Below are 14,664 nucleotides of genomic sequence, written 5' to 3' on the forward strand. Positions count from 1 at the left end.
GGTTACATCCCTTGTCTTTCAGGGGATGTAGACCCGATGTCGATCCGGATGTCGAGAATAATTTGCGAAACACCACTACCGAATATATGGCTCGGCAGCTTATGGATTTTTATATCCTGCCCAAGTCATGTCTTTGAGCAAAATATAGAATTCAGAAAGACATTAACTGCTCCCTGAGGCCGCTGAAACGACGAACCGGTCTGCTCAGGCCATAATCGAAAACCTTTCTTTCGCCGGCCAATGTGACATGTTTTCCAGCCCTGGTCACTCCGGTATACAGTAGTTCTCTGCAGAGAACCCTGTTCTCTCCGTCCGGAAGAACCAGGAGAACCTCTTCAAATTCTGATCCCTGGCTTTTATGTATGGTGATGGCAAAAGCTGTTTCATGGGGTGGAAGACGTGAAGGAAAACAGCTCATGAAGCTCCCGCCGCTGCCTTCAAACCAGATTTTCAGATCACCGCTGGCCGGATCGGGCAGACATATTCCGATATCACCATTATATATACCAAGCGTATAATCGTTACGTGTTACCATAATTGGTCTTCCAGGGTACCATTCCCCCGGCAGAACCTGATACGGGGTTCCTGAACCCACCGATACCGTAAGAGAATTTTCCACCTGCCGGTTAATCCCCTCCACTCCCTTTTCACCATAGTGGACAGCACACAATACCTGAAACCGGGAAAACGCACGGAAAACAGCATCAAACTGGACATCACCGTTACCCACTCCTGCAATAGCGGCCATGTATGTTATGTACTTTCTACCGACAAACCTGGCGATATCACCCTGCAGCAAGGTTATATTGTCAATATTCTCATCTTCAAGAACAGCCCACGCGGAAGCACTGTTTCCCTCGTTTATAGCCCGGGCAAATTCCTTGATGCCGCTTTCGAACCTCCAGGTTTTCTTGAGTTCGACCGTATTCCCAGGCAGACTCCTGATGCAATCGGCAAGAACGGCTCCGGATTCCACTGAGACCAGTTGATCTTTATCTCCCAACAACACCAGGCGACAATCCGGTTTAAGTGCATCCACCAGTTTACTCATCAAAGCGAGATCAACCATGGACGCTTCATCGACCACAAGAAGATCATGAACCAGAAGATTATTTCGATCATGACGAAAACCAGACGAATATTTTTTCACTCCCAGCAACCGGTGGAGAGTCATGGCCTCACCTGAAATCCTGTCAGTTATTTCAGGTGACAATCCCAGTGCTGCCCCTCCTGTTCTTACCGCCTGCTGTAATCGCATGGCCGCCTTTCCTGTTGGGGCACAGAGACCGATCACCATTTCCTGATTACCCAACTGGAGAAGAACAGCGAGCAGCTTCACAATAGTAGTTGTTTTTCCTGTTCCCGGACCTCCTGAAATTATGGTCAACCCTTTTTTAACTGCAACCATCGCAGCCTCTCTCTGCCAGTCCTTCTCATCTCCGGCCGGGCCAAAATAGAGGTCAAGCAACCTCTCCATTTCTATTCCCGCAATATATTTACGCTGTGCCATCATACGCAGTTTTGAGGCCAGCCTGGATTCATAGAAAAAATATTTCTGCAGGTAGAGTCTGCCCCGAAAAAGTATCAAAGGCAACTTCCCATCACTTTGCTCTCCAACCAGACAGATTCCACGAAGAAAAGTCTCTTCTTCTCTTGAAACCTCAAGACAGGTATGCCCCTCACCCATCACTTCCCCGAGACGCAAAACCAGATCATGGAATTTAACTTTTTCTTCTCCTGCAAGTTGTGAGCGGGCTGTAAGAAAACGGGCAAGGTGCAGCTCGAGAAGATTCTGTTTCCTGTCAACCTTCATACTCCCCTCCGTAAATCCGCTCCAAAACCTTTATCTTCCTGCTGTCCGGCAGCGTGAAAAAAACCCCACTGTTAACTGTTTCCGGTACCATACCGCGAACAAAGAGATAAAAAACACCACCAAAATGTTCCTGATAACTGTAAGATGGCACAATATTTTTCAGGTAACGATGCAGAACGACACTGTATATCCAGAACTGTAGACCGTAATTATGGGAGGCCATTGCCTGGATCAGTTTTTCCCCACAATAATCGGCCAGGGTGTCACCCAGATAATTCGTTTTATAGTCAACTATGTAAAACCTGCCTTCAAATTCACAGACAAGATCCATCAAACCGGTAAGATATCCTTCCATCTTTTTCCGTCCAAGAGGAATGACTGTCGGCTCTCCGGCAAGTACGCTGTTGATAAATTGCGTGTCGACCCGACTCATCTGGAAGTAGAATTCCATTTCCTTGAGCAGATCCTGTTCGGGAAGTGAACCAAGAGTAAACTTCTTTCCCCTGTTTCCGGGGCAAACAGGAGTCGTCACACAGTTCTGTAGAAGTCTGTACAGCAGTTCCGCTTCTAGATGAATACCGTATTTCCTGCAGATAACTAAAATTTCTCCGGCACAGTCAACAGGTTGTGTCAGAACATGGAAGGGTATCGTTTCCAGTATATCGTGTACGATATTACCGAATTGGGGACCCGCAGGAAGACCGGGGACAGGAATAGCCTGAACCTCCTCCGCTTTCCCGGTTCCTTCAGTTTTCTGTTCCTGGCCATATTCACTGAGACCGGTCAGGGAGGAATAGCTGGACATCTGCCAGTCCGTATGGAGATTTTTTGCAGAAACTTCCTTCACTGACAACTCTGTGCCCTGAACAGCAGGCTTCCATGAGACTGCAGGTATATCCGAAGGAACAACAAGACAGCTCACCCCCTGTCTGCATCGTTTTTCCAGTTCCACGACCTGCTCTTCACTTGAACACCTTCCCTGGGGAAAAAGAAGGTAACCAAGGGCTGACTCAAAAGAATCGTTAACACTTCTCCCTTTTTTCACATCTGCCCACATTACATAGCTGCGAATTGTGGCCCTGGTCAAGGTCACGTAAAGCAGTCGAAGTTCTTCGGCCATTTCTTCATATAAAACCTGCTCCCTTCTCTCCATAAATTTTTCAGAGCCCAGATCAAGAAGCGGTTTTCCATTGCTGTCCCTGGCAAGCACACACGGCTGATTGTTTCTCCAGCCAGTAGTCTTGTACCAGAGCCATGGACAGAAGACTATGGGAAATTCCAGACCCTTTGCACTGTGCATGGTAATGATTCGAACAGCCTCTGCATCCGTTTCCAGCCGCAACTCCCCATCCTCAGATTTTGCTGTCGAATCCATCATTCTCTTCAACCGGAGCAGAATCTGACCCATCTGCAGATGCTCGACGCTCTCCAGTTCCTGCACAATTTCAAGCAGATGCTGTATATTGGTTACCGTCCTCTCTCCACCCTTTTCGGCCGTCAGTGCAATATAGACATCCTCATCCACAATCAGCCTGTTCATCATTACCAGGAACCCGGAATTCTGCCATAATTCGTTATACTTGAGAAAACGGTCATGCCAGCCACTGAAACGAGGCTCATCATTCCACAATCGATACAGTTCGTCTCCGCTGAAACCGAACCAGCGAAGAGCCATGGCTTTTTTCACAAGAGTAATATCTCCCGGAGCAGCTACAGCTTCCAGAAGGGTGAGCAGTTCCCGACACTCAATACTTTCATAGACGGATCTGCTCGACGAAATAACGGCGGGAATCCCTGCCTGTGTCAATTCCTCCAAACTGCCCCGAGCCTGCCGGTTGCTGCGCACAAGGATGGCAATATCTTTCGGAAGCAGTTTCCGTTCTTTCCCGTTCTTCAGGCGAATCTCTGTATCTCCCTCAAGAAGGCTGATAATCTCGGCCCTGATATAGCCAAGAAAATGCTGTCCCGCCTTACTGCTTGACCAGCTGCCGTCAGCAGAATCCGAATTTTCCGGAAGCATACAGTAGAAGAGCCCAGCAGGAAGCTTACCTGGCGCCAAATCGGCTTCCACACCTGATTTGACCGGCAAGAACTCGATATACTTCTTCTCCAGAAGAAACGGTTTGTCACGACCAGAAAAAATACGATTGACCTCCTCCACAAGAAAGGGATGGGATCGGAAATTCTTATCCAGGGTCAGGTGATGTTCGGCTCTTTCCCTGGCGAGAAAATAGGAGTGGATATCGGCACCACGAAACCGGTATATGGATTGTTTCGGGTCTCCAATGAGATAGAGATAATGACCGGCAACTGCGAAAAGAGATGAAAAAACGGTCCACTGGCTGCTGTCTGTATCCTGAAATTCATCAATAAGTGCCATGGTGAACCGTCGACGGATCACCCTCCGCAAGCCACTCTCATTCTCCCCCAGGGCTGCTGCCAGGCGGTCAATGAGATCATCAAAGGAAAGCAATCCCAATCTGTCCAGTCGAAAGACAATTCCGTCCCTCAGTTCCCGGGCAAGTTTTACGCGAAAAGAAAGAAGCAGCTGCTCCATAGCCCCCAGCAAAGTGTCAAGTATCTCTCCAGGCAGACTCCACTCTTCAGCCACTGCTTCCTTTTTTTGGGGAGTACGGTATTTCCTTCCGTTTAATTTATTCAGCAGCTCTTCCTTTTTCAGAAAAACAAGATCTGGCACTGATACGGGTGTACCCTGTATAAAAAAATCGTCTGATTCTTTCCACCACTTCTCAAAGGAATCAACAAACGCTTTTTTAAAACCTCCATTCTCAACCAACGGCAGCAGCTGGTGAAACAGTTCCGACTTCTTTTTCCGCCACCAGCGAGCCATTTTCCGGTGGGCCTCCGTAAGAGTGTGAATACTCTCGTCCAGGTCCGGCGCCTCCGGCTCCACACGAAATCCTTTCCCCGTAGCACCACAGACACTGTCCAACAGCTGTTCAGGGTCGGCAAACGAATCCAGCAGCAAAGCACAGGATAGAGAATCCAGGGGATAAACATTTTTTCGCCAGAAATCGTCAACCATCTCTTTTCGGACTGAATCCACATCAGCCAGGAGTTCCATATCAAACAGCTGGCCACTCTCCATGGCATAGTCCGCAAGCATTCTCTGGCAGAAACCATGGATCGTAAAGATACCGGCACGATCAATATCGAAAAGCGCCAGTTCCAGGAGCCCCAGGGCCCTATCCTTATCCCTGACAGTTGCCGCCCATTGCACCAGAACCTCATCAAATAATTCTGTGTCCGCAGTTCCCGCCTGTGTAGTGTTGAGTATATCCCTCCCCTCAACAAGACGGCTACGAATCCTGCCCCGCAGCTCTTCCGCCGCTGCCCTGGTAAATGTGACAACCAGAATGCGATCAATGGTCATTTCAAGCTCAACCACCGCCCGCAGAACGAGCATGGCAATGGCATAAGTCTTACCTGTCCCGGCACTGGCCTCCACCAGATTGACACCCCTCTTCAGAGGAGAATGAACCGGGTCAAAAATACGTGGTTCAACCATCTGTGCACCCCTGCATGACCGGCGCCATTATTTCATGACAGTATTTTTCAAATTCTGCATCAAGCATCAGTTCACCTTCATCCCCAAACAACTGTTGCCAGGCAGGCTCATACCCGTTATCTAAAGAACTCCTCACATTCTGCCGGGCCTTTTCCAGGGGAGAAACCTTTGCTCTGGTCTTTCCTGCCTGTCTGCAGTAGACAAATGAAGGTTCAATAAAAAACCTCGATGGTCTATGGCACCCTTCGACAAAGACATCCAGCAGATGTTCCAGTGAAGGCCCTGTGCAATCCGGAGAATAATGACAGACCTGGTCGGAAGCCACGAGTATGGTCGTGCTTCTGCCAAAAAGTCTTTGGGCGGTAACATGATGGAGCCAAGCTGCCAGCAGATCTTTTCCTTTCAATTTTGCATACCTGAAAAGCAGCACTCCCTTCTCGTGACGATTTGCAAAGGTCCCGGTAAAGCTGTATTGACCAACCTGAAGACAAAACGGTTCTTCACCCAGCGATTCCCCCACGTCAAATGAAGACACCTGCTCTACAAATTGCTGTATCTCTTTGAGTTTCTGCCTGTATTGTAAAGATCCAGGTTCCCCGAGGGGCCAGAGTCCTCTCATCCTCAATCTCTTATCAAACTCCCGATCATCCTCCCCGGAAAGGAGATGTTTAACCAGTCGCTGTTCAACATGGTATTGATCTAGTCCCTCCGGACGAAAGAGTTCATGCTCCTCCGGGAGTTTTCTCCCGCCGTTATCCAACCTTAACCCAAGGATATTATGCAGGAACCATATCTGGGGATTGCGATAAAAGCTGAGAAGTTCACCCAACTCTATCCGTACTACCTCTTCATTTATTTTTCCCTCCCACCAGGACTTTGAAGGAAGAACGCCAGAGGTCAGGTTCAAGGCGATGTTGAAACTGTGGGAATCATAGCTGAACAGTTTTCTATCTTCCCCATTCTTTTTAAAATAACGGGAGCTGAAGGGATGCAGGGGATGTTCAATTACACTATTCTCCGCTCCATAATATTTTTTGAGCAGCTCCATCAGTTCACTCACCACTACAGAAGGAGGGATTTTCTCGTTGGTACGTATGGACTGCCCCACGAAACTGAGATAAAGATGAGAGCGGGCAGCCAATATTGCTTCCAGAAACTGGTAGCGGTCATCCACCCTTACGGAACGATCCCCGACCTTGAAATGATCCGCCATCAGATCAAAAGCAGGCCGATGGTCCATCCGGGGAAAATCACCATCATTCAACCCCAGCAGACAGATGACCCGAAAGGGAACGGAACGCATGGGTAACATGGAACAGAAGGTAAGCTGCCCCCTGAGGAACCCGGAACTGGACCGGCTCTCCCGGACAACACCGGTAAACCACTCCAAAATAACATCACATGAAATCGGGTTACCATGATAGTTCCCGTGGATAGCTCCCAGATCGGTCAGAAGCGAATGAAGCTCAAGATAATCACGCTGTTCGCCACCATCAAAAAGTCTCTCCATACTACCTGAAAGAATCTCAGACCATCGGGACAGGGTATGCTCCTGTTGAAAGTGAACCGCACTTTCTTCTATGATATCAATAAACTCACAGAGCCCTCCCAGGACAGCACCACCGCTCCCTTCGATATTGTCAAAAGGCAGGATCCCATCCACAAAGCACTCGGACGATGCACAATATCCCACAAGAAACCGCTCCAGTCCGGCCTTCCAGCTCACTTTCTCCCCTGCCTCTCCTTTTTTTGCAAGTCCCCGGCGCACTCCCCCGTCCACGACCCAGCTCTCCAGGCATTCAAGATCTGCAGCTGTCAGTCCGAAAGCGGGAAATACCACTGGCTGTCTGAGCAGATCCAGTACCTCAAGCCAGCCGAAACTGCCGCGAAAAAGTTTCAGGAAATCTGAAAATGCCCTGATATAACGGTTTTTTCTCTGAAGTGAAAAATCAGCAATGGAATGTTGGATATCATCAAAAACAGCAGGGATAAAAGCCGCATACTGCTCAATATCGGGAGCCATGACAATGATGTCCCGCAGCTGCAGGCTGTCATCCGTATGCAGCCGGTGGAGAATATAATCCTTGAGAACGGCTGTCTCACGATAGGCCGAATGACATGAAACAAGGCAAATGGAATCATCATGATCCAGACTTTCTTTTTCTTTTACAGGAGCGATCGATCCCTGGAGAAGATCCGATTGGACTCTTGCCAGAACAGTTTCCCCCTCAATTGTCTCCAGAGGATCCTCGTAACTTTCAAATTCCAACTGGAAATCAACGCGCTCCACCATCATCTGCTGGAAATCCCTTCCCTGCTGACCCAAACCGGCCAAGAGCGGATGATCCGTTTCCGTTCCAATGCTTTTTTTTATATTCCCGGTGGTCCCCTGCACTCTTCTGACAAGTTCACTCCGCCTGCCTGCGGCATCACCCCAATACTGTCTACAGGGGGAAAGAATGAACAGATGAACATCACTGTGACCGGCCAGACAGTTTAAAAATTCAAGAAAAATGGGCGGCATGGTATTTAAACCAAAGACCGAAACACGGCGCGGCAGTATCTTTCCGACAGATTGATTTTGCTGCAATGCATCTATAACACGTTTGAACAGTACTCCCCGGTGTTCCCCTGCATCGGGATCTTCCTGCAGTTTCTGCCAGAGCAGCATCTGCCATTTTTCAGAGTTATTTCCAGTTACCGTTTTTCCCACAGCCCAGGATTCGAGCATTTCAGGACGCATGATCTGATACTGGTCAAAGATATTGGCCAGTCTTCGGGCTAATTGAAATCGTTTCAGCCCGGCCCTGGTTCCTGACATGAATGTCCTCAATTCCTGAAAAACATCGCTGTCCGCATTACGTAGCCCGGCTTCAAGTCTCCAGGCGAAAACCTGCCGGTCGTATCCATCAAAACCTGACTGCAGTCCCAATTGTCCTGCAATGGTTTCAAGGAAATGAAGGGGAAAAAGAAACTGAAAATTGCAGAAAACTTTGAAAGTGTCCGCCAGAAACTGGCAGATCATCCGTTCCATCCCCTGACTCTGGATAAGAAATATTTCCCGATCGAAAACAGTCCGCTGATCATCAGCTTCAATCACAGCTCCAAGATGATGCAGCAGGTTTTCCGTCCTGTTGGAAGTATGCAGATAAAACATAAAATCAGTATACTTGGCAATTACTCAATAACGGTTTATTATATTCCGTTGGTAACACCTGCATATTCATAAATGCCGTAAAAAAGACCGGCCAGGATACCGATTGCAAAAAAGAGCCGCAACCGCCTGTCCCAGGGAACCGGTTCTCCCCCGGACATATACTGCAGGAGAGCAATAATCAGATAGGTAATTCCGGCAACAAAAGGGGCCGTCTGAACAATCTGCCAGATTGTTGCGGTAAAAGTCGTAATACCGTCTGCCCCCAGGCGAAGATTGAACATAACATACAGAACAGCCGAAATATAAAACGAACCTTTTCTCTCAATACCTTTCATATGAACTCACTTCATTCACTCTATTTTCCAGAAACAACCATTTATACAACCAGGCAGTATCCACTTTTTCTGCTTTTTGCACCACTCCATCTTCTGCGAATTGCTGAAAACACTCTCAATATACATGCTGATGGAAACCAGGCAACCGATACTTTTCTCCAGGCCGAACTCTGTCACGAACACATACCGGCTCCCCTGGGAGGGGATCTGGACCGGTTCATTCGTCTTCTCCAGGATATTAAAAACAGGAAAGATAATTACGCTTCCCAGCTCAGTGGCCTGACACTGGCTGCAATGTCCGGGACAGACAGTCTTTCGGAAGATTCCGAACAGCAGATCCTCTCCTCAATTCTCGGACAGGGACAACCTGTTGTTAAAAAAAAGATCGGAAACAATAAACAGGAATTACTCTGGCAGGCCCGACTTGTCCTTGCACTTGGAGAATTGCTCGACCGTGAGGAAGAGGAAATAGCCCTGCAGCTTGCTTCCCTGCAGGCTGAGGAAACAGAATTATTCCAGGAACTGGCGGGAGATGAAGACTCTCCCCTGGGAGACAGTCCGGCACAAGAGCTGTCCCTCATCAGGCAGAACATGAACCCGCCCCACGCCGGAAACATGGATAAACGCCTGCGAAGCTGGAAAAGACTTTACCGGGAAGGTAATGTTCCATCCTGCGATCTCCTTGTTACTACAGAAAAAGATGCCGGGGAATTGCTTTTTGAATCCTATGAAAAACAGCATCAGGCAACAGCTCTTCACCTGGGCCAGGTGACATTGCCCGCACTGGTTCATACAGACAGTCACGAAGCTGTTGAAGCCATCCGCGACTTCCGCGAATTTGCCAGGAAACCTCTGGCCGATTTTTCCCGCCTGATCAGCAGACTGCAGGAAAGCGAGCGACTGGAAAAAACAATCGATTTTAATTCTGTCTTCTCTGAATTCATCCCCGGCTGGGAGACTGCCCTGGAAAACCGCTTTCCCGCAGAGGAATTTGGACGTATCCCTGCGGGTTTTTATTCCCTCGCTGATACATCCATTCCACAACTTCTGGGTGCGGAAAACAGCGGTCATTCAAGCAAAAATGTAATCCTTGCTCTTGTGGATATCAACAGCAGGTATAGGGGTTGATTGTCATCACTGGGCAAGGTGCGGAGCGAACGACCTTGTCAGCTACACTGCCGAACATGATCTTCTCCAAACCCTTATATCCATGGGTGCCCATGATGATCAGATCAGCTTCCAGTTCGGCGGCATGATCAACAATCTGTTCCGCGACATCTCCCATCAGTACCTTGAAATGCAGTTCGGATACCCCGGCTTTACTGCAGAAATCTTCCAGCTCATCACAGAAAGAGGCCATTTTTTTTTCGGCACTTTCCACAAGCTCTCCCTCAAGCGTGGGAATGGTCATCTGCGGCACAAAAAAGCCTGAATAGTCCTCAAAGTTCTGTACAACAAAAACAAGATACATGGAACCGTTGAATCTGCCTGCAAAATAAGCTGCGGATTCGGCAATAATTTTCGCATTGTCTGAGAAATCCACTGGAGTCACAACCTTTTTAATTTCACGAATTACACTCATATTCACCTCCATTTTCTGAATCTGAGACTACGGAAAATACTTGTGCCCTTTCCTCTTCTTATTATCTCACAGAGAACCTCTATTAGCAAGATACATGACCATCTGTTGCAACAACCTTTTTTCAGACAGGAACTGAGTTTCACGATTCTCACTCCTGCCCGGCGGAAAATGCATTTGACAAACAGAAATAATCCGATATCCTAATGTAACACATTGTAGTACAGTGTGGTACTTTCAATAAACAATCCCGGATTAAAGGAAATATAAAAATATAAACCTGAATCCTGCACTTGAAAAAAAATTACAGGTCAGCCAATTGAATACCATAAAAGCAATATCCATCAGTGACAGAAAAGGAATGCGGAAAAAAAATATAGACTCATCTACCCTGATTGAGAATTTTGGGTTGAAAAACGATGCCCATGGAGGGAAATGGCACCGCCAGGTGAGTTTTCTTGCCCAGGAAAGTATCAATTTCATGCGTGAAAAAGGATTGGACGTGGTTGCCGGGAACTTCGCGGAAAATATTACGACTGAAGGCATCAACCTGGTTGGACTGCAGGTGGGAAGCCATCTGACAATGGGTGAATGTGAAATTATCATTTCTCAACTTGGAAAAATCTGCCATAATCGCTGCGCTATCTATCATCAGGCCGGAGACTGTGTCATGCCTAGAGAAGGTATCTTCGGCGTTGTCACCAGAGGCGGCAGGATATCCGTGGGTGATACCATTACTATTCCTGGCAAAATATCGGCAACAGCTGCCCTCATAGCAACCGGCAATGATGAAAATGAATTCGGTGAAGAGTTACGCAGGAAAATAACCGAAAAAAAAGCTCCCGCCTTTATCCGGTTTGACAGCCTTGATGATAAAAACAGGAATCTGACTCAAATCCTGACGGATCTGACTGAAACGCAGAAAATCGATGACATCATTCTTTTTGATCCGGCGGGCAGTTACGGTCTCGCCCTTTCCGGCTTTGAAAAAACTGATCACAAAAAAAATCTGTATAAAAAGAATTCATCAACTCTCCACCTGTGCAGAACGGTAGATGAACTTTTTTCTGTAACCTGAATAAATCAATCTCGGCCGAATGTATCGTCATTTTTCTCCCCAATGGATGGCGATAGTACCGAACATGAATTTTTTAAAGCCGACCCTGGTAAAACCCGCTTTACGAAAGAGTTCAGCCAATTTATCAGCCCGATGAAATTCCATGGTTGAACCGGTCAGGTAGGCATAAGCCGACTCATCATCGGCAATCATCCGGCCGAGAGCCGGAATACAGAAACGAAAATAAAAACGAAGAAATGGATAAAGCAGGTTTCTTTCAGGTGGCGTTGTATCCAGGCAGACAACCCGGCCTCCTGGTTTCATGACCCGATGAACCTCGCGCAAGACCCTGAGACTATCATCCACATTGCGCAGAAGATAGCCGAAGGTGACGGCCTCAAAGATCCCATCAAAAAACGGCAGTCTGTTGGCGTCACATGACTGCCATGCAATCGATTTTTCTCCAAACCTCCTGCGAGCCTCCTCAAGCATACCGATGGAAAAATCTGCACCAACCGGTTTTACAGTGTCGTATTGATCAAGCATGAGGGCAGCAATGTCACCGGTCCCTGTTGCCAGATCAAGAACCCATCCTCCCCGGGAAACATCAGTTTTTTTCACAACAAATTTCCGCCATTTCTGATCCTGGCCCAGTGTCATGACACGGTTCATCATGTCATACCGCCCGGCAATGGCATCAAACATCTTCTGTACACCTGGTCCTTTACTCAAAACAGTATCCCCTCACACATCACCCAAACACCTTTTAACTCACGCCTCACTCCCATCACTCCATCCGTAATCATTAACAGGGAGCCGATCCCGGTGTTCGCGGGAAAGGTATAACTTCCCTGATATTCTTCATTCCGGTAACAAACTGGACCAGCCGCTCAAATCCCAGGCCAAACCCGGCATGGGGAACAGTTCCATAACGACGGAGATCAAGATACCATTGATATTCCTCAAGATCGATCCCGGCCTCAACCATTCTCGATTCCAGAACATCATACCGTTCTTCACGCTGACTGCCACCTACCAGTTCTCCAATTCCGGGGACCAGAATATCCATGGCCGCAACGGTTCTGCCATCCTCATTGACACGCATATAAAACGGTTTGATTGTCGCCGGATAATCGGTGACAACAAGTGGCCTCCTGAATACTTCTTCCGTCAGGTAGCGTTCATGCTCGGACTGCAGATCAATGCCCCATTGAACGGGATAATCAAATTTTTTCTTTGCCTTTAAAAGCAGATCAACAGCGTCCGTATAAGTCACATGGGCAAATTCCTGTTCCACAACCCGACCAAGTTTTTCAAGCAGCCCTTTCTCGATGAACTTATTGAAAAGCTCCAGGTCTTCTGCACAGCTAACCATGATATCTTCAAGCAGGTAATGCATCATGTCCTCAGCGACACGCATATTCCCCCTGAGATCACAGAAGGCCATTTCCGGTTCAATCATCCAGAATTCGGCGAGATGTCGGCTTGTATTCGAGTTTTCAGCCCTGAACGTAGGACCGAAGGTATACACATCCCCAAGAGACAGGGCATACACTTCAGCCTGCAACTGGCCGCTCACGGTCAAACCGGCCTGTCGTCCGAAAAAATGACTACCCGATTTTCCTTCCTCTGCAGTTGTCACCTGAAACATCTCTCCGGCACCTTCACAGTCGCTGGTGGTTATTATCGGTGTATGGACCTGGATAAAACCTCTTTCCTGAAAAAAACGATGGACACTGTAACCGAGTCTTGAACGGACACGGGCAACGGCCCCCAGGGCATTTGTTCTGGGACGCAGATGACTTATCTCCCGCAGGAACTCAAACGAATGCCTTTTTTTCTGCAGAGGATAGGCCTCCGGATCCGCAAGACCGACAATGCAGATTTCATTGGCGTGAATTTCCACATCCTGCCCCTTTGCCGGTGACTCTTTTAATTCACCCTTTATACTGACACTGCAACCGGTGTTAAGCTGCTTGATTTCAGACTGGTAATTGTCCAGATCATTGCCCGCAATAACCTGGATATTAGCAAGACAGGAACCATCATTGATTTCTATAAAGGAAAAGCTTCCGCTGTCCCTTCTGGTCCTTACCCATCCCTTGATACTGACTTTCGTGTTAAGGGGTTGTTCCACGAGCAGAGTACGAATACGCTTGTTCATCTGTTCACCATTTTTTTCGTTGCAACAATTTAAAGAAATCGAATTTCCTTATCCTTTATATCCAGAAAAACCAACATGGCTGGACCAAATGGCTCAGCAGCAAAAAACAAATGAAAATCCGACTGCGGCAAAACAATCTCTGGTCGTGGGATTTTCAGATAACTATCTGTAGGATTTACAACATATATTCAGACCGAATATTGGCAAGGGCCGCAAAAATGGATTTTTTAGCCAATGGGTTTTTATCATAAAGAGACGCCAGCAGTTTTCTTACACTTCCCCTCCTGCCCTTATCGCTGAAAGGACAGAAGTTTTCAACCGGTAAAAAACCCAGGTCTCCACCGACCATCATCACCTCATTTTTATCAAGATAAGCCATGGGCCTTATGAGTACAAGGTTTCCTCCGAACAGTTTCTGGACAGGAACCATCGTTGAAATATTACCGCTGTAGAGAATATTCAAAAAGAATGTCTCGATAAGATCATCCATGTGGTGTCCAAGGGCAATCTTGTTGAACCCCCTCTGCCGAGCCAGATCAAACAGCTGACTTCTCCTGTCCCTGGCACATTGAAAACACGATTTAAGCTGATCCATTCTCTCCCAGGCGGAGTCAATGGCATATGTAATCGCAAATCTTTCAAGCTGTTTTCCAATTGATTCTCCAGGGTCGGCAACACCGGCATGGTCACGCCAGAAACCATGGTCGATGACCTGGACCATCACCTCAAAAGAAATGGGTGCCTTTTTCCGCCAGCTTTTCAGGATCCAGGCCAAAGTCAGACTGTCAATGCCGCCCGAAACAGCGATCATGACCCGGTCGCCATCATCAAGCATAGAATAATCGTGCATTGCCCTGCCGATTTTCCTGTTCACATGTGGAGGAAGGGAATAATTACTGTCCATTACGCAATAACCGGCTTGGCAGAATCTTCAGGCTCAGCCATTTATGCACCTGTGGGTACAACACAATAATGAAAATCTGACTACGACAAAATAACCTTCAGCAGCGAGATTTTCAGATAAAAAGAG

Annotated in this window: 10 protein-coding genes; 2 read left to right on the top strand and 8 right to left on the bottom strand. The window is 47.6% G+C overall.

Annotated features, from left to right (window positions below):
* Window positions 1-151: 151 nt before the first annotated feature.
* From recD to LO777_RS09115, 4 genes are read right to left on the bottom strand one after another with little or no spacing between them, the layout of a single operon-like run.
* Window positions 152-1,813, bottom strand: coding sequence for an exodeoxyribonuclease V subunit alpha (gene recD / locus LO777_RS09100; protein ID WP_228857174.1), 1,662 nt, complete (start codon window positions 1,811-1,813; stop codon window positions 152-154).
* Window positions 1,803-5,342, bottom strand: a complete 3,540-nt coding sequence (gene recB, locus LO777_RS09105; RefSeq protein ID WP_228857175.1) for an exodeoxyribonuclease V subunit beta — start codon at window positions 5,340-5,342, stop codon at window positions 1,803-1,805. The genes recD and recB overlap by 11 nt, the downstream gene beginning before the upstream one ends.
* Window positions 5,335-8,499 carry an exodeoxyribonuclease V subunit gamma gene (gene recC, locus LO777_RS09110; protein WP_228857176.1) on the bottom strand — a complete coding sequence of 1,055 codons (3,165 nt, stop codon included), beginning with the start codon at window positions 8,497-8,499 and terminating at the stop codon, window positions 5,335-5,337. The genes recB and recC overlap by 8 nt, the downstream gene beginning before the upstream one ends.
* Before the next feature lie 38 nt (window positions 8,500-8,537).
* The gene (locus tag LO777_RS09115) at window positions 8,538-8,834 is read right to left on the bottom strand and encodes a hypothetical protein (protein ID WP_228857177.1); all 297 of its coding nucleotides are present in this window, start codon (window positions 8,832-8,834) and stop codon (window positions 8,538-8,540) included.
* Between LO777_RS09115 and LO777_RS09120 the strand changes: the two genes are divergently transcribed.
* Entirely contained in the window at window positions 8,835-9,962 is a 1,128-nt protein-coding gene (locus LO777_RS09120; RefSeq protein ID WP_228857178.1) for a hypothetical protein, read from the top strand. It begins immediately after the preceding gene.
* Here the strand turns inward: LO777_RS09120 and LO777_RS09125 are convergent.
* Window positions 9,940-10,416: a universal stress protein gene (locus LO777_RS09125; RefSeq protein WP_228857179.1), complete on the bottom strand. Its 477-nt coding sequence runs from the start codon at window positions 10,414-10,416 to the stop codon at window positions 9,940-9,942. The genes LO777_RS09120 and LO777_RS09125 overlap by 23 nt on opposite strands.
* Before the next feature lie 316 nt (window positions 10,417-10,732).
* On the opposite strand from LO777_RS09125, the gene LO777_RS09130 reads away from it, so the two are divergent.
* Window positions 10,733-11,491, top strand: a complete 759-nt coding sequence (locus tag LO777_RS09130) for an MOSC domain-containing protein (protein WP_228857180.1) — start codon at window positions 10,733-10,735, stop codon at window positions 11,489-11,491.
* 27 nt (window positions 11,492-11,518) lie between these two features.
* Here the strand turns inward: LO777_RS09130 and ubiE are convergent, their stop codons facing one another.
* The 3 genes from ubiE to LO777_RS09145 form a co-directional block, all read right to left on the bottom strand.
* Complete coding sequence (gene ubiE / locus LO777_RS09135) at window positions 11,519-12,202, bottom strand: bifunctional demethylmenaquinone methyltransferase/2-methoxy-6-polyprenyl-1,4-benzoquinol methylase UbiE (protein WP_228857181.1); 684 nt, start codon at window positions 12,200-12,202, stop codon at window positions 11,519-11,521.
* Between the two features lie 73 nt (window positions 12,203-12,275).
* Complete coding sequence (gene asnS / locus LO777_RS09140; protein ID WP_228857182.1) at window positions 12,276-13,634, bottom strand: asparagine--tRNA ligase; 1,359 nt, start codon at window positions 13,632-13,634, stop codon at window positions 12,276-12,278.
* 175 nt (window positions 13,635-13,809) lie between these two features.
* Window positions 13,810-14,538, bottom strand: coding sequence for a tRNA lysidine(34) synthetase (locus LO777_RS09145; protein WP_228857183.1), 729 nt, complete (start codon window positions 14,536-14,538; stop codon window positions 13,810-13,812).
* Between the last annotated feature and the right edge of the window lie 126 nt (window positions 14,539-14,664).

The sequence above is a fragment of the Desulfomarina profundi genome, assembly GCF_019703855.1.
Lineage (GTDB): Bacteria > Desulfobacterota > Desulfobulbia > Desulfobulbales > Desulfocapsaceae > Desulfomarina > Desulfomarina profundi.